Source organism: Stagnihabitans sp., assembly GCF_964946895.1.
Genome location: NZ_CBBQHX010000021.1, coordinates 36,599 through 52,404 on the forward strand (window position 1 = coordinate 36,599; position 15,806 = coordinate 52,404).

Annotated in this window: 12 protein-coding genes; 4 read left to right on the forward strand and 8 right to left on the reverse strand. The window is 65.0% G+C overall.

The window, feature by feature from the left end; all coding sequences use genetic code 11:
* Nucleotides 1-113: 113 nt before the first annotated feature.
* From AC1Y2B_RS14255 to AC1Y2B_RS14265, 3 genes are read right to left on the reverse strand one after another with little or no spacing between them, the layout of a single operon-like run.
* Nucleotides 114-1,334 carry a vWA domain-containing protein gene (locus AC1Y2B_RS14255; RefSeq protein ID WP_482253772.1) on the reverse strand — a complete coding sequence of 407 codons (1,221 nt, stop codon included), beginning with the start codon at nucleotides 1,332-1,334 and terminating at the stop codon, nucleotides 114-116.
* The gene (locus AC1Y2B_RS14260) at nucleotides 1,331-2,434 is read right to left on the reverse strand and encodes an AAA family ATPase (protein WP_482253773.1); all 1,104 of its coding nucleotides are present in this window, start codon (nucleotides 2,432-2,434) and stop codon (nucleotides 1,331-1,333) included. Before AC1Y2B_RS14260 ends, AC1Y2B_RS14255 begins: the two co-directional genes overlap by 4 nt.
* The gene (locus AC1Y2B_RS14265; protein WP_482253774.1) at nucleotides 2,431-3,120 is read right to left on the reverse strand and encodes a hypothetical protein; all 690 of its coding nucleotides are present in this window, start codon (nucleotides 3,118-3,120) and stop codon (nucleotides 2,431-2,433) included. The genes AC1Y2B_RS14260 and AC1Y2B_RS14265 overlap by 4 nt, the downstream gene beginning before the upstream one ends.
* Before the next feature lie 227 nt (nucleotides 3,121-3,347).
* Between AC1Y2B_RS14265 and AC1Y2B_RS14270 the strand changes: the two genes are divergently transcribed.
* From AC1Y2B_RS14270 to AC1Y2B_RS14280, 3 genes are read left to right on the forward strand one after another with little or no spacing between them, the layout of a single operon-like run.
* Nucleotides 3,348-3,767, forward strand: a complete 420-nt coding sequence (locus AC1Y2B_RS14270) for a CopG family transcriptional regulator (RefSeq protein WP_482253775.1) — start codon at nucleotides 3,348-3,350, stop codon at nucleotides 3,765-3,767.
* A 23-nt stretch (nucleotides 3,768-3,790) separates the two neighbouring features.
* Complete coding sequence (locus AC1Y2B_RS14275) at nucleotides 3,791-4,921, forward strand: extracellular catalytic domain type 1 short-chain-length polyhydroxyalkanoate depolymerase (protein WP_482253776.1); 1,131 nt, start codon at nucleotides 3,791-3,793, stop codon at nucleotides 4,919-4,921.
* A gap of 51 nt (nucleotides 4,922-4,972) precedes the next feature.
* Nucleotides 4,973-6,301, forward strand: coding sequence for an LLM class flavin-dependent oxidoreductase (locus AC1Y2B_RS14280; protein WP_482253777.1), 1,329 nt, complete (start codon nucleotides 4,973-4,975; stop codon nucleotides 6,299-6,301).
* Nucleotides 6,302-6,376: 75 nt separating this feature from the next.
* Here AC1Y2B_RS14280 and AC1Y2B_RS14285 read toward each other — a convergent pair whose 3' ends face one another.
* The 5 genes from AC1Y2B_RS14285 to AC1Y2B_RS14305 form a co-directional block, all read right to left on the reverse strand.
* On the reverse strand, nucleotides 6,377-8,269 hold the full coding sequence (locus AC1Y2B_RS14285; RefSeq protein WP_482253778.1) for a calcium-binding protein: 1,893 nt from the start codon (nucleotides 8,267-8,269) through the stop codon (nucleotides 6,377-6,379).
* Nucleotides 8,270-8,614: 345 nt separating this feature from the next.
* The gene (ftsH, locus tag AC1Y2B_RS14290) at nucleotides 8,615-10,438 is read right to left on the reverse strand and encodes an ATP-dependent zinc metalloprotease FtsH (protein WP_482253779.1); all 1,824 of its coding nucleotides are present in this window, start codon (nucleotides 10,436-10,438) and stop codon (nucleotides 8,615-8,617) included.
* Nucleotides 10,439-10,448: 10 nt separating this feature from the next.
* Complete coding sequence (locus AC1Y2B_RS14295; protein WP_482253780.1) at nucleotides 10,449-12,221, reverse strand: PHA/PHB synthase family protein; 1,773 nt, start codon at nucleotides 12,219-12,221, stop codon at nucleotides 10,449-10,451.
* A gap of 239 nt (nucleotides 12,222-12,460) precedes the next feature.
* The gene (locus tag AC1Y2B_RS14300) at nucleotides 12,461-12,607 is read right to left on the reverse strand and encodes a DUF2256 domain-containing protein (protein WP_482253781.1); all 147 of its coding nucleotides are present in this window, start codon (nucleotides 12,605-12,607) and stop codon (nucleotides 12,461-12,463) included.
* 16 nt (nucleotides 12,608-12,623) lie between these two features.
* On the reverse strand, nucleotides 12,624-14,144 hold the full coding sequence (locus AC1Y2B_RS14305; RefSeq protein ID WP_482253782.1) for an FAD-binding domain-containing protein: 1,521 nt from the start codon (nucleotides 14,142-14,144) through the stop codon (nucleotides 12,624-12,626).
* 118 nt (nucleotides 14,145-14,262) lie between these two features.
* Here AC1Y2B_RS14305 and AC1Y2B_RS14310 point away from each other — a divergent pair, with 118 nt between their 5' ends.
* Nucleotides 14,263-15,798, forward strand: a complete 1,536-nt coding sequence (locus tag AC1Y2B_RS14310; RefSeq protein WP_482253783.1) for a cryptochrome/photolyase family protein — start codon at nucleotides 14,263-14,265, stop codon at nucleotides 15,796-15,798.
* Nucleotides 15,799-15,806: the final 8 nt, after the last annotated feature.

The following is a 15,806-nucleotide window of genomic DNA, read 5'->3' on the forward strand; positions in this document are numbered from 1 at the left end:
CGCTGCCCGTGACGCGGCACGCCGACAGCCTAAAGGCCCGGTCCGATCCGGCCATTCGGCGCAAGCAGGCCATGGCACTTTTCCCGTCGTGATCCTCTGGCAGATTGCCGCTATCAGCCGTCGCCAATCCGCAGGATGTGGCCATAGGCCGTGTCGGGTACCGCACCCGGTATCGCCCAAAGCACGTCAAACCCCGGCTTGGGCGGCAGCGGCGCGTCAAGGTCCGTCAGGATCACGGCGATGGACGGACGCAGCGCCGCAGCTCTTTGGAACAGGTCACGGTAATCGGTGCCACCTCCGCTGCGCAGCGGCAGATCGCGCAATCCGGCCCAGCCGCTGGGGTCCAGCCGCGCCTCGGCAAAGACCGTTTCGTCAAAGGCCAGAAGATGCGCCTCGGCGCCGGTGCGGCGGGCAATCGCCTCGGCTTCGGCGGAAAACAGGCGAAGGGTCTGGGCGTCGATCGACGAGGATGTGTCAAGGCCGATCACGATCCGCGGGCGATGATCCATCCGCTGACGCCCCGGCTCGAACACCGGAACCGGGCCGCCCGTGCGTCCGGCCTCGGCCATGCGGGCGACCCATGAGCCAGAGGGCCTGCGCCAACTGGGGCGCGGGCGTTCGGTCAGCGCCTGTGCCAGAAGACCGCGCAGATGAACCTCCCATGGCACGGTGTCCGGTGCAAGATCGGCCAGGATCGCCCCCAGCCGCCCGATGCCGCTGCCGGCCTTGCGACCCGCTTCGAAGGCGCGCAGGACATGGTTGCGCCAGTCCGAGGGGGATGGGCCTTTGCCATCGTCTTGCGGATTGCCTGCGCCCAGATCAACGGAAAATCCCCGCGTCTGGCCCCATTTGCGCAGCCGTTCCGCGCGTTTGGGATCGCGGTGCAACGCCATTGCCAGACGGTCGGCATCCCAACGCTCCAGCGCCGCGACGGCACTGGTCTCGGCCAGCCCGGCTTCGGCCAAAAGATCGGTCAGCGTGACCGCAGGGCGCGGGATCGGGTGGCCCGCAAGGATCAGGGTTTCGTTGATGATCCCATCGGCGGCGAGGCCGAACAGCGTTTTGTCGAAGGCCCCTCCCAAACGCTCGGCCAGCGCGGCCATGCGGGCGGAATGGCGCAGCGCCACATGCAGGACGTGATGGGCCACAAGGCCCACCTGGTGTGGAAGACCCAACGCTTCGAAGGCGGGGCCATAGGTGATCACATCTTCCTCGGTTCGGGTCATCCCGCCTCCGTCGCGGTGGCGGCACCACAGCGCCAGTACCGCCAGCGCCGAGTCAACCTCGCCCAGATGCGCCAGCGCACGGGCGGCGCGGGGCGACGGGTTGGTCACGGCAAACCGGCGGCCCGGCGTTCGGCCGCATAGCTGGCATAGGCCTCGGAGGTGGCGAAAGCCTCTTGCAACCCCAGCTTGAAGGCGCGGCCGATCAGCAACTCGAAGCCGAAGCTGGCCAATTCGCTGATCGGCAAGCCGCTGTGCGCCAGACCGCCCAGCCCCCGCAGATCCGCAAGGATCTCGATGGCGGAGGGCAGGGTTTCGCTGTTTGCCACCCCCACCAGACCGTAAACCAGCGCGGTTAGACCATGTAGCGTGCGTGGATAAAGCGCCGCCCGGTCGCGGCGCGGTGCGGCCAGCATCGCGTCAATCTGCACCGTGGCCGCGATCTCGTCCGCCAGCAGGGCGAATTCAGCGGCCGGGGCCAAGCCGACGGTTCCCGCGATCATCACCTGTCGCAGGCCCCGGTCTGGCACCGAGCCCATAATGCGGCTGACACGCGTCCAGCTGCGCGGGGTGCAGGCGATCATCTGCCCCCGGCGCAGGCTGTCCTCGGTGGTCTCCAGCAGGTCGGGGCGTGTGCGGATGAAGGCCGCGACTGTCGGATGAATGCCGGCGGGCAAGGCGTAAGTCTTGACCCAGTCTTCGGCATTGGCCTGCACGATCATATGGATCAAGCGATCGCTGAGCGCGGTGCCCATGTCATAAGCGATCGCACCATCCTCAACCCGGTTGCCGGCGGCCACAATCATCACGCTGGCGGGCAGGCGATGGCGGCCCACCCTGCGTTCCTGCAGCAATCCATAGACGGTCGGCTGCAGGGCAGGGGCGGCGGCGGTCAACTCATCCAGAAACAGGATCGCGGGGTTGTCAGTGTCCGGCAAATCCTCGGGGCGGTACCAGACGGTCTTTTTGCTGTCGTGGTCAAAGAAGGGCAACCCGCGCAGGTCCTGCGGCTCGATCGTGGTCAGGCGCAGGTCGAAAAGGTCGGCCCCGATCCGCTGGGCCAGGGTTTGGACCAGTTCGGTCTTGCCCACGCCGGGGCGTCCATGCAGCATCCACGAGACGGTCAGCCCGCCGGCGGCCTGCGCGGCCCAGCCCGCCTCCAGCACCCGCAACGCTTCACCGGCCGATACGGTCGTGGCGTTGACACTCATGCCTCCACCGCCCGCTTCTCTAGGAATGCCGCCAGCCGGGCATGGGCCGAGACGGCGCGCGCCTCTTGGGCGATGTTGCGCAGGTAGACATCGTCGCGGTGGTTGACCGCCAAAAGGTCGCGTTCGGTAAACGCGGCGTCAAACAGCGCCTCGTCCAGCACGGCGCGATCCTTGGCGTCAAGCGGCGGCAGGTGCGGTTCCGGCGTTTCGGTCTGCACCGAGACCAAGGTCAGGGGCCGAATTCGGGCCAATTCGGACTGTTCGATCACCAGACGCAAGGTGCCCTCGGCAATCTCATGCCGGGCCGCGATGCGGCGCAGGCAGGCCCGGGCCCGGAAGGTCAGGATGTCCAGCCGCCGCGCAGCCTCGTCGGCGCTGATCACGCCGGCCCGCGCAGGCTTTGACAGCCGAAGCACCCGCAACTCGATCACCGAGACCCACATCAACATCAGGGCCGGCGCTTCCATCACGGGCATCGCAAGATTGCGGAAGAACAACGGCGCCAAGCCGAAAGGCAGCAGCGTCACCATGTAACGCAGCGCCTGAACCTCGACGATCAGCCGCAGCCAGACCCCAAGCCCGGCCCCACGCGGCACCAGCACAACCCGGCCGAGGAACTTCTTCGGCAGGCTGCTGGTCTCAAGGGCGCCGCGATTGACCAGGGTTTCGTCTGTGACAATCAGCATGAAACCTCCCCCTTCACGACCAACATAGCGCCGGGCCCCTCAGTTGCAAATCTGCGGCAGAACTTCAGATGACTGGGCCATCCCGGATCAGGCCAAGCACACGTGCGGCCGGGCAAGGCTTTCGGTCGAAGGGATGGGCCTGCAGGTGTGAAATAGTTGGCGGATGCCATTGTTTCGCCAAAATAGACATCCATATCCCATCCATACGGATGGCATATGGAGTCCTAATGTCGAAACCAACGGTGGTCCCGCTTTCCAAATCGCCTGACTCGGAAAAGCTGACGATCAATCTGGGCTACGTGGATCTGGGCCAGATCGAGCTTTTGGTGCAGGAAGGCTTCTATTCCAACCGCAGCGACTTCATCCGCACGGCGATCCGCAACCAGCTTGAACGCCACGCCGAGACGATACGGCACCTCGTGACACGCAAAAGCGTCGATCTGGGTGTGCGCCGCATCACCCGCGCCGAATTGGCGGCGGTGGCTGCGGCGGGACAGATGCTGGACATTCGGGTTCTGGGACTGGCCGTTGTGGCGCCGGATATTCCCGCCGACCTTGCCCGCAGCACCATCGCCGCGTTGAACGTTCTGGGCGCGCTGCAGGCCAGCGATGCCGTCAAGGCGGCCTTGGCCGACCGGATCACCTGACCTTCTTTGATAGAAAGCGCGACATGAACACTCCTTTCAAGCGGGGCATGGCCAAGGCCGCGGACCTGACCCGGTCCGGCAAGTTGCAAGAGGCGACGACCCTGATCCAGTCTCTGCTGCGCCCGGCACCGCCTGCAGAGATTGACGGGCATGTCCAAGGGCCCGAACCACAGATCCTGCTGGCCAAGGCAATACGGCCTGCTGCGCCGCCTTTGAAAAGCCGCGCCCCGCTGGCCGAAACGCTGCGCCGGATCGCAGCCGGTGGCATGCCTGCCCGGGGGGCTGCGTCCGCAGCCAAAATCCCGATACCGCCGGGCGCACAGTTCCTGACCCTGACCCACGCCGGGACCCATGGCAGTCGGGACTACAGGCTTTATGTGCCAGCCAAACGTCCCGCAGCCCCGATGCCCCTAATTGTGATGCTGCACGGCTGTACCCAGACGCCGGAAGACTTCGCGGCCGGCACCGGCATGAATGTCGTGGCCGAGGAGCTTGGTTACCTGATCGCCTATCCGGCCCAACCCTCCGGGGCGAATGCCCAGAAATGCTGGAACTGGTATCGCCCTGAAGATCAGGCGCGTGACCGTGGCGAGCCTGCCCTGATCGCCGGCCTGACCCGGGACATTCTGCGCGATCACCGGGCAGATCCCGCCCGGGTCTATGTTGCCGGACTGTCGGCGGGTGGTGCTGCGGCCGTTCTGGTGGCGGCAGCCTATCCGGACCTTTTCAGTGCCGTTTGCGCCCATTCCGGCCTGCCGGCGGGCAGTGCGCATGACATCCCCTCGGCCTTCGCTGCCATGCGAAATGGTTCGACCAGCAGACCGCACAAGGCCGTCGTGCCGACCATCGTCTTTCACGGTCTGGCGGACTCCACGGTGCACCCAAGGAACGGATCAGCCATACTGGCCCAGGCGCTGCACACCATGCCCGGCCTGCAAGAGGTCAGCCGATCAGGCATTTCGGACGGTGGCCGCCCCTATCGCGCCACAGCGCATCTGCATGCCGATGGCCGCAGTCTTGCCGAACACTGGCAGATCGAGGGGGCTGGCCATGCGTGGTCCGGTGGCGACCCGGCAGGCAGCTACACCGACGCCCTTGGCCCGGACGCTTCGCGCCAGATGGTGCGGTTCTTTCTGCAGCACAAGAAATCCTAGGCGGCACTTGACCCTTCGAGGTAAGACAAGCTGTCACAGGGGACCTTTGCCATGGCCAGACGACGCATGCACCTCGGCGCTTTCATGCGGCCCACCACGATCCACACCGGGGCCTGGCGCTACCCCGGGGCTTGGGCCGATGCGAATTTCAATCTGGAACATCTGGTCAAACTGATCCGCAAGCTGGAGGCGGGCAAGTTCGACGCTTTCTTCATGGCCGACCATCTGGCTGTTCTGAACATGCCGATCGAGGCGTTGAAGCGCAGCCACACGGTCACCTCGTTTGATCCTTTGACCCTGCTGCCTGCTTTGGCGATGGTGACCGAACGGATCGGCCTGATCGCCACGGCATCAACCACCTTCGAGCCGCCCTATACCTTGGCCCGCCGCTTTGCGTCGCTTGACCATATCAGCAAGGGCAGGGCGGGCTGGAACATCGTGACCACCGCCAACCCCGATGCTGCACTGAACTTCGGCATGTCCGAACAGCCTGAACATGCGGCCCGCTATCGCCGTGCCCGGGAATACCACGCCGTCGTGACCGGCCTGTGGGACAGCTTCGCCGAAGATGCCTTTACCCGGGATACAGAGAGTGGCCTGTTCTTCGACCCTGCCCGCATGCATATCCTGGATCATTCCGGACCAGCGTTTTCCGTGCGCGGCCCGCTCAACATCGCCCGCCCGCCGCAGGGCTGGCCGGTGATCGTGCAGGCCGGCGCCTCGGACGACGGACGGCAACTGGCGGCGGAGACTGCCGAAATGGTGTTTGCGGCGGGCGGATCAAAGACCCAGTCGCAGGCCTTCTACGCTGACGTCAAAGCGCGAGCCAGTGCGGCAGGGCGCAATCCCGATCACCTCAAGATCCTGCCCGGTGCCTTCGTTGTCGTGGGGGATAACATGGCCGAGGCTCAGGACATCCGCGCCCGTCTGGACAGTCTGGTGCATTTCGACAGTTCCGTGGCCGCCCTGTCCATCGCTATCGGTCAAGACGCCCGCGCTTTTGATCCGGACGGTCCCTTGCCCGACATCCCCGAGACCAATGCCTCAAAAAGCGGTCGGCAGCGGGTGGTTGATCTGGCCCGGACCGAGGGTCTGACGGTGCGCCAACTGGCGCAGCGCCTGGGTGGCTATGGCGGGTCGGGCTTTGTCGGAACGCCGCAGACCATCGCTGACCAGATGGAAGACTGGTTTGAAACCGGTGCCGCCGATGGCTTCAACATCATGTTCTCGCATCTGCCCGATGGGCTGGATGCCTTTGTGGACAAGGTGGTGCCGGAACTTCAACGCCGGGGTCTGTTCCGCACGGAGTATCAGGGCTTCACCCTGCGGGACCATCTGGGCTTGCCAAGACCGGACAACCGCTTCTTTCCGGTGACATGACCTGAAGCTATGGATCGGGGCCATCTGTCTTTGGCCCACGTTCCTGTGCCCTTGTGCGATCAAAGCCCGATGCGATCAAAGCCCGAAATCGGCCGCCACAAGGGTGTGCAGCCCGGTAAGGATCACCATGGAATCCGCCACCTTGTCGCCGTTCGTGTCCAGCAGAACATGCACCTCGTTGCCAACGCTGTCATAGCGGATCTCGCCCGCGGTGCCGCCAAAGGCCGTGGTCCCGATGAAGTGCAAGCTTGGAAACGAGAATGCGATCACATCATGCTGTCCATGGTGGAAATCCTGAATGCGGTCCGCGGAACTGGACGAACTGTCGCCACTGTAAAAGATGAATCTGTCCGCGCCGGCCCCGCCATTCAACACATCCTTGCCACCACCGCCGATCAGGGTGTCATCCCCGGTGCCGCCCTTCAATGTGTCGCGCCCCAGCCCGCCGACCAGATTGTCCGCGCCATCCAGCCCTGAGACAAGATCGCTGCCCTTGCCGGCGTCCAGCTGATCGGATCCGGCGGTACCGTTCAGCGTGTCCGACCCGGCAGTTGCCGCATAAAGCGTTTCGGTGAATATCTTTTGCGAGCCGAGCACCGTATTGGCGCTGGGGCTGAACAGCGTCACCTTGAAGGTCATCGACCCGGTGAAGGCGAATGCATTGGTGAAGTGAAAGCTCAGAAAGGCGGAATTCACGCCCTCGGCATAGGTCAAAGTGCCGCCGGGCAGGGCGCCGCCCACGAAGTCCGCGCCGATCAGACCCGCCCCGCTGACCTTCCAGTGGACGGTGTCAGTGGTCGTGATCTGACCCTCGCGCGGCACGACCAGCGTGAAATCGCGAAACGAGGTCCCGCCCGAGGCGGGGCCGCTGATGGTCGAGGCTTGTTGTGGCACGCCCAGCCACTCGAAAAAGGCCCCGCCGCCCAGACTGCCGCCGGTCGGACCGGCCCCGGCATAGATCGCGCCGGATCCGGTTGATCCGGTAGCGCCCGCGGTCCCGTCAGAGCCGGCCGCACCAAAGCCGCCACCGCCGCCCGTGTGACCCTCGGCCCCGCCTTCGCCGGCAAGGCCGCCCGCACCACCGGCACCGCCCTGCGCGCTGTTGCCGTAAGACAACGCCGCGCCCTCGATCAGCACTGTGCCGTTGTTCAGGATGCCTGCGATGCCCGCCCCGCCGCTGCCACCGTTGCCACCCGCGCCGCCATTGCCCCCAGTTCCCCCGGTCCCGCCATTGCCGCCATTGCCCCCGTCGCCACCGCGCCCGCCGTCACCGCCCGCGCCGCCTTCGGCAAAGCAGAAGCGCAGCGCCGAATCGTGCAGCACCAGCGTGCCTTCGTTCAGAATGCCACCCACCGCCGATGCGCCGTTCGACCCGCGGCCGCCATCGCCGCCAATCCCGCCGTCGCCCGCACTGACCGAGCCGCCGCCGCCATCGCCGCCCCGGCCCCCCTCGCCGCCATTGCGCCCCGATCCACCGTTGGCGCTGCCCGATACGGCAACATGGTCCAGCGTCAGATGGCCCTGATTGATGAGTGCCGGGTTGCCGATGAACCCCGGAGAGGTGCTTTTCCCGCCATTCTCGCCGTCTCCGCCATCGGTGCCATGGTTCTGCACATCGGTTCCGTTGTCCCCCGCCCCCCCCGCCGGACCCTCGTTCAGGCCGGCAGCACCGTTGGTCCCGCCGACCACCTGAATATGCGCGATCTTCACATCCGCCCCGGCCCGCACGATGATCGACCCCTGCGACCCGCCCATGAACAGCGAGCCACCCAACGTGGCATTGCCAAGCTGGCCCTCGATGGTGATCGACTTGGTGATGGCAAGGTTCCGGGTCAGTTCAACCCCGCCAAACAGCCCGTGCGCAAAGACGATGGTATCGCCGTCCGCCGCCCGGGCCACGGCTTGTCGCAGCGTCAGTTGGCCAGTGGTTGCACTATCGTTGGTGGTTGTGACCGTGATGACGGACATGGCAATGGATCCCTGTTCTGTCTGCCAGGCGCACCGCAAAATCCAAACAGGTGCTGAGCCCGCAAAATTTCGGTTGTCTGAAACGCATAGGGTCTTTCACTCTAAAGCGACCTTAAGTCGAATCATGCCGCCCGGTCCAGTTTTCTGCCCACGGTCGCAGCTAAATCAATCCTCGCAGGGCGCAGGCGACCGGCTGGCCCTGCCACGTCTCGCTTTCGCCCGACAAATCGCACTCCATCGTCCGCTCTGCAAAGGGACGCTCCAGCGCAAGCCCGCGCGCGCCAAGCCGCTGCCTGACATGGTATGCCAGACCATCGGGCCCCGTGTCTGGCCGTGGCGGCTGGCCTACTGCGCCCGGACGCCGCCGGCATCCTTGCGCGACAGCGGCGGGAAATCTGCGGGGGTGATGGTTTCGTGTTCCAGAAGTAGAACCGTCCCGGCATCCAGATCCACACGGCGGCTGGCAAGAAGCGCCTTGGCCTTGTCATAGGCCACACCGATGATGTCGCGGATCGCCAGATCCACCTCGCGGGCCGTCGCTTCTGAATGGTCGCGCGGGCTGAAGGAACCGGGAGCGTCGCCCAGAAAGCCGCCACGGTCCGGTTCCAGCACGGCCTGCCCCAGACCCGCGTACATGCCAAACCGGGTGACGATCTGACGGGCGATGTCGGTGGCATGGGCCAGATCATCGGCCGCCCCGGTCGAGATGTCTCCGATCACCAGCTCTTCGGCGGCGCGGCCTGCCATCAGTACGATCAGCCGATCGTCCAGATCATGGCGGTTGATCAGGAACCGGTCCTCGGTCGGGCGGGTCATGGTATAGCCCAGCGACCCCACGGTGCGTGGGATGATCGAGACCTTGTGCACCTGATCTGCCCCCGGCAACGAGGCCGCAGCCAGCGCATGGCCCATCTCGTGACAGGCAACGGCGTGGCGCTCGGTGGGGTTCAGAAGACGACCCTTGCGCTCCATCCCGGCGACGATGCGCTCGACGGCGGCAGTGACATCGGCCATCTCGACGGCTTGCGCACCGCGACGTGTGGCCTGAATGGCGGCCTCGTTCACCAGATTGGCCAGTTCCGCACCGGTAAAACCGGGGGTCAGGGCAGCGACCGCGTCCACGTCCAGATCCTGCGCCACGGTGATCTTCTTCAGGTGCACCCGCAGAATGGCGGCGCGACCGGTCTTGTCGGGCCGATCCACCACCACCTGCCGGTCAAAGCGGCCCGCCCGCAGCAGGGCTGGGTCAAGGATTTCAGGCCGGTTGGTGGCCGCCAGCAGCACGATGCCGTCGCGCGGATCAAAGCCATCCAGTTCGGCCAGAAGCTGGTTCAACGTCTGCTCCTTTTCGTCATGGCCGCCAAATCCCCCAACGCCGCGCCGCATGCCAAGCGCATCCAGTTCGTCGATGAAGATGATGCAGGGCGCGGCCTTGCGGGCTTGGTCGAACAGATCGCGCACCCGGGCGGCACCGACCCCCACGAACATCTCGACAAATTCCGAGCCCGAGATCGAGAAGAACGGCACCTTCGCCTCACCGGCAATCGCGCGGGCAAACAAGGTCTTGCCGGTGCCGGGCGGGCCGGTCAGCAGGATGCCTTTCGGGATATGCGCGCCCAGACGGTTGAATTTCTGCGGTTCGCGCAGAAACGAGACGATCTCTTTCAGTTCTGCCTTCGCCTCGTCCACCCCGGCCACATCGTCGAAGGTCACGCCGGTGTCCTTTTCGACATAAACCTTGGCCTTGGATTTGCCGACCGCCATCATGCCGCCCAAACCCTGACGTTCCGCCATGCGCGGCAACAGGAACATCCAGAACCCCATGATCAGGATCAACGGCACGATCCAGCCCAGCAGGGTAGAAATCCATGTGTTCTGGACGGTTCCGTCGAACGTGACGCCCGCCGCCTGCAGCACATCGGCCAGATCCTTCGGCACGATATTCGTGACGAAATTTTCGGGCCCTTTGCCGGGGGTCTTGAACGCGCCACGGATCTGTTCGGGGTCGACCTGAACCTCGGCGACGCCCCCCTTCTTCAGCAGGTCAAGGAACTGGCTGTAGGGAATGGCCTGCGTGTTGGCCAGCCCCTGATACCAAGCCTGAAACACCAAAAGAGCCACGAGGGCCACGGCAAAGTACCAGAAATGGAACTGGTGTTCTTTCTTCATCGTCCTGCCCTCATGCCTGCATAACATAGGTGCCGGGCGCATCGCACAGCGCCTTTCCCTCAGGTCCCAAGGGCGGCGGCACAGCCGCGGCGCCGGACCGTGCAGCCAACCAATTCGCCAGCGCCTGCCACCAGGATCCGTCTTGCGGCGCTGTCTCTGCCAGCCAGTCGTGATCGTCGCGGTAGGGCGCGTCAACCGCCGTCGTGGCCATGCGGAAATGGCGGTTCCTGTGGCCGGGTTCCGAGACGATCCCGGCGTTATGCCCGCCGGAGGTCAGCACGAAGGTCACCGCCGCGTCCGCCATCAGGTGGATCTTGTAGACCGACTTCCATGGCGCAACATGGTCATCCTCGGTCCCCACCACAAACAGGGGTGCGCGGATGTCCGACACCGTCACCGGTTTTGCCCCGACATGATACCGCCCCTCGGCCAGTTCGTTCTTCAGGAACAACTGGCGCAGGTATTGCGCGTGCATCGTGGCGGGAAGCCGGGTGCCATCGGCATTCCACGCCAGCAGGTCGGTCATGCGAACCGGCTCACCCATCAAGTAATCATGAACATTCCGCGACCAAATCAGATCGGCCGAGCGCAATAGGCGGAAGGTGCCGCCCATCTGGTCGGTCGAAAGGTAGCCCTGCTTCCACATCATGTCCTCAAGATAGCTGACCTGCGCTTCATTGATGAACAGCGTCAACTCGCCCGCTTCGGTGAAGTCGGTCTGGGCGGCCAGCAGCGTCACGGTCTTGAAGCGGTCATCGCCATCGCGCCCCATGGCTGCCGCCGCAATGGCCAAAAGGGTGCCGCCCAGACAATAGCCCAGCCCGTGGATCCGCTGCGATCCGCTGATCGCCTCGATCGCGCCAACTGCCGCCATGACACCCAGAGACCGGTAGTCTTCCATCGACAGGTCGCGATCGGCCTCTGATGGGTTCAGCCATGAGATCATGAAGACAGTAAATCCCTGATCGACAAGGAATTTCACGAAGGAGTTCGCGGGTGACAGGTCCAGGATGTAATATTTCATGATCCATGCCGGCACGATCAGCACCGGTTCCGGGCGTACAAGGCCGGTGGCCGGGGCATACTGGATCAACTCGATCAGCCGGTTGCGGAAAACCACTTTGCCGGGGGTGATCGCCATGTCGCGGCCCACCTGAAACGCCTCAAGTTCGGCCGGCTTTTCATGGGTCAGCCCGCGCGCCACATCGGCGGCAAGCAAAGAGGCCCCGCGCAGCAGGTTCTGCCCGCCCTGTGCGACGGTGGTTGCCAGCACTTCGGGGTTGGTCGCTGGAAAATTCGCGGGCGACAGCGTGTCCAGCATTTGCCGCATGACGAAATCCGCGACCCCTTCATGCGCCCCGGTCTCGCCGGGAACATCGGTCAATGCGGCGGACCACCAGCTTTCCTGCGCCAGAAAGGTCTGGGCGAACAGATTGAACGGCCATTTCTGCCACTCGGGCGCATCAAACCTGTGGTCCTGCGGCTGCGGAGCGAACTGGGCTGTCGGGGCGGCCCCCAGCGCGCTGGCCCCTGCAAATCCCGCCAGCGCCACGGCGTCGCAAAACGCCCGATGCCCGAGTTCCAGCTGTTTTCCCGGCGCGCTTGCGATATGTGCCGCCCAATCCTGAAATGCCGAGGTCACCGCCGTCGGCGCAATTCCCAACGTCACCTCCGCCATGCTGGCGCGTGCGGTTCGGTTCAACATCTCGTACACACGCGGGGTCCGCGCTTCGGTCCATGCCGCTATGGGACCCTTGCCGTCGGACTGATCCTGCGATGCCATGACACGTTTCCTTTCACGCAAATGCCGATCATGCGGCCGTTCCCCAACCATGACCCTTGCGGCGCAGACCCGCCTTGATCCGGGTCACGCTGCGGCAGATGTGAACGGTTGATTTTATCCCGACGCCATGCCCCGGACTGGCCAAGACCCAGCGCGCCAGATCCGCGCCCGGCCAAGTGCGGACGCAGCCCAGACACATGCCGGGACGCTGCAGGGCCGATCCGTGGAAGGACCGGCCTTCAGCCCGGCTTGCCACCCCGGCATTTGTCAGAGCAGTATTTGACCTCGCCCCAGTCCCGCTCCCATTTCTTGCGCCAGGAAAACGGTCGGCCACAGGTTGCGCAGATCTTTTGCGGCAGGTTGGTCTTCTTGATCATCTTGGCCATGCGCGCTCCGGGGGTGTCAGAACTTCAACGTCAATTGCCCAGCATCGCTGCTTTGGGACGCGCGGTTGCGCGGTTGTCCGGTCATCGGCAGGCCTGACTTGCGGCTGCCGTGCTTGTGGGCAATCGCCGCCGCCTCGGATTGATGCTGCGGCGTCTTGCGCAGGGCGGCAAGCGCCTCCCGTGCCACCCGTGCAGCGGCAAGATGGGCAACGATCGGGGTGGGATAGGCCAAACATGAGGCGCCCGGCCAAAGCCACGGTTCGTGAACGAAGGCGTCGGGAACGCTGGCCAGTTCCGGCACGAACCGGCGCACGAACTGGCCGGTCGGGTCCTGATCGTAGGCCTGCTTCACGGGGTTGTAGACGCGCATCGTGTTGATGCCGGTGGTGCCGGATTGCATCTGGACTTGCGGCCAGTGGATGCCGGGTTCGTAGTCGACAAACTGGCGGGCCAGATGCAGGCCGGTGGCGCGCCACGGCAGCCAAAGCTGATAGGACGCGAACGAGACCAGCATCGCCCGCATGCGAAAATTGATCCAGCCATGATCCCGAAGTGCCCGCAGGCAGGCATCGACGAAGGGATAACCCGTGGCCCCCGCCACATAGGCCGCTAGCCGCACCGGATCGGCCACATCAGGGCGCAGCCCGTCATAGGCGTGATGCAGGTTCTCGAACTCCAGCCGGGGCGCGTCCTCCAGCTTTTGCATGAAGTGGCAATGCCAGTGCTGACGCCCGGAAAACGAGATCATCGAGCCGCGCCACCGTCTGCCCTCCGGGGTATCAGGCAGGCTGCGCAGCCGTGCATCCGTGGCTTGGGCCACTTCGCGCAAAGATATGGTCCCCCAAGCCAAATGCGGTGACAGGCGCGAACTGGCATCAAAGGCCGTCACCGGGCTGGACATCTGAAAGCGATAGTCGCGGCCGCGACGGGCCAGAAAACTGTCGAGTGTCTGCACCGCGGCACGCCGCCCGCCCGGTTGTCGGTGCGGACAGGGGTCATCGGGCAGGCCCAGTTCCCGGGCCGATGGGAGGCGCGTCGGCCACGTGTCCTGCGGGCCACGCAACCCGGTGGGAGCGGCGGTCACCGGCAAAGCCATGTCGGCATCCCAAGCCTTGGCCCAGCCGTTGCGTGATTTCAGCCTGCGGATCACGCCGGTCTGGCGCAGTTCATGCCAGACGATCCCGGCCTGCCGCGCCCAAGCTGCAACACGGCGGTCACGGTCAAACGTCCAGCGGTTCCCGGTCTCTTCATGGCTCCACAACCCGGCGACACGGTGCTGCCCAGCGATCTGTTGCAGAACGTGAACCGCATCGCCCGTGAACAGGCGCAGCGGCTGGCCAAGGCGCGCAAGGTCCTTCTGCAGCGCGGCCAGACATTCGGCGGCAAACTCCCACTGCCGGGCCGAGGCATCGGGCTGCGCCCACAACTCAGGCTCGGCAATATAGATCGGCAGCACCGCACCTTGCCGCGCGGCCTGCACCAGCGCGGCATGATCTTGCACCCGCAGATCGCGTTTGAACCAGACGATGTTCAGCATGCCGCCCCCTTGCCCGGCAAAGATAGCGGGCTTGGACTTGCCTTCAACCGTCAGACCATCCTTCTGGCGAAGGGCCTGTGCCGGGGCCGGGCCTGCGCTAAGTGCGGTGTGCAAGACAATGAGGTGTGACGTGCGGCTGATTCTGGTGCTGGGTGACCAACTCACTGACGATCTTGCGGGGCTGCGGATGGCGGATCCGTCGCAGGATATCGTCGTCATGGCCGAGGTGACGGCAGAGGCCACTGCGGTGCCGCATCATCCGCAGAAGATCGCCCTTGTCCTGACGGCGATGCGCAAGTTCGCGGCGCGGTTGCGACAGCGCGGCTTTCGCGTTGCCTATTCGCGTCTGGAGGACCCCGAAACGGGCCCAAGCCTGCCGGCTGAACTGTTGCGTCGGATGGCGGAGACTGGCGCCGAACGGGTCATCGTCACCGCGCCCGGCGATTGGCGCCTGTTGGCCGCGCTGCAAGCCATGCCCCTGCCGCTGCACCTTGTGCCGGACGACCGCTTCCTGTGCCCGCCCGAGGTCTTTGCTGCCTGGGCCGGGGCGCGCAAATCGCTGCGGATGGAATGGTTCTACCGGGACATGCGCCGCCGCACCGGTTTGTTGATGGATGCAGACGCGCCGGCAGGGGGGCAGTGGAACTTCGACCACGACAACCGCAAGCCCGCAGCCGCCGACCTGACACGCCCCAAGCCCCTGCGCTTTGCCCCCGACGCCGAGACAGAGGCCGTGCTGGATCTGGTGGCACAGCGCTTTCCCGCGCACTTCGGGCGTCTGCGACCGTTTCACTGGGCCACGGACCGCCCGCAGGCCCTGCAGGCTCTGGACCATTTCATCACCCACAGCCTGCCCCGCTTTGGCGACGAACAGGATGCGATGCTGGACGGGGATCCCTTTCTCAGCCATTCGCTGCTGTCGCCCTGCCTGAACCTTGGCCTTTTGTCCCCGCTTGAAGTGTGCCAGCGCGCCGAGGCCGCCTATCGCAGCGGTGCCGCCCCCTTGGCCGCGGTCGAGGGATTTATCCGTCAGATCATCGGCTGGCGGGAATATGTGCGTGGAATCTGGGCGCTGAAGGGGCCCGAGTATCTGACCCTGAACGCCTTGAACCAAAAGGCTGCCTTGCCTGCGGCCTATTGGGGGGGGCCAACGCGGATGAACTGCCTGTCCAGCGCGGTCGCCCAGACCCGTGACCTGGCCTATGCCCATCACATCCAGCGCCTGATGATCACCGGCAACTTCGCGTTGCTGGCCGGGGTGGACCCGGCAGAGGTGCATCACTGGTATCTGGCCGTCTACATCGACGCATTCGAGTGGGTCGAGGCCCCCAACACCCTTGGCATGAGCCAGTTTGCCGACGGAGGGCTTTTGGCCAGCAAACCCTATGTCTCGTCCGGGGCCTATATCGACCGGATGTCGGATTACTGCGGCGGCTGTCACTACAAGGTCAAGGATCGCACGGGCGCGCGGGCCTGTCCGTTCAATCCGCTGTACTGGCATTTCCTTGATCGCCACCGCAGCCGTTTTGCCGACAACCCACGCATGGCGCAGATGTACCGCACCTGGGACAAGATGCCCGACGCCCATCGTGCCACGGTTCTGGCCGACGGCAAAGCCGTGCTGGACCGTCTAAAGGCGCAAGAGGTGGTCTGACCCCCAGT

Coding starts and splice junctions, on each gene's coding strand:
- AC1Y2B_RS14270 (WP_482253775.1), top strand. CDS start 3,348: ATGTCGAAACCAACGGTGGTCCCGCTTTCCAAATCGCCTGACTCGGAA.
- AC1Y2B_RS14280 (WP_482253777.1), top strand. CDS start 4,973: ATGGCCAGACGACGCATGCACCTCGGCGCTTTCATGCGGCCCACCACG.
- ftsH (WP_482253779.1), bottom strand. CDS start 10,438: ATGAAGAAAGAACACCAGTTCCATTTCTGGTACTTTGCCGTGGCCCTC.
- AC1Y2B_RS14310 (WP_482253783.1), top strand. CDS start 14,263: ATGAGGTGTGACGTGCGGCTGATTCTGGTGCTGGGTGACCAACTCACT.
- AC1Y2B_RS14295 (WP_482253780.1), bottom strand. CDS start 12,221: ATGGCATCGCAGGATCAGTCCGACGGCAAGGGTCCCATAGCGGCATGG.
- AC1Y2B_RS14300 (WP_482253781.1), bottom strand. CDS start 12,607: ATGGCCAAGATGATCAAGAAGACCAACCTGCCGCAAAAGATCTGCGCA.
- AC1Y2B_RS14265 (WP_482253774.1), bottom strand. CDS start 3,120: ATGCTGATTGTCACAGACGAAACCCTGGTCAATCGCGGCGCCCTTGAG.
- AC1Y2B_RS14275 (WP_482253776.1), top strand. CDS start 3,791: ATGAACACTCCTTTCAAGCGGGGCATGGCCAAGGCCGCGGACCTGACC.
- AC1Y2B_RS14260 (WP_482253773.1), bottom strand. CDS start 2,434: ATGAGTGTCAACGCCACGACCGTATCGGCCGGTGAAGCGTTGCGGGTG.
- AC1Y2B_RS14305 (WP_482253782.1), bottom strand. CDS start 14,144: ATGCTGAACATCGTCTGGTTCAAACGCGATCTGCGGGTGCAAGATCAT.
- AC1Y2B_RS14285 (WP_482253778.1), bottom strand. CDS start 8,269: ATGTCCGTCATCACGGTCACAACCACCAACGATAGTGCAACCACTGGC.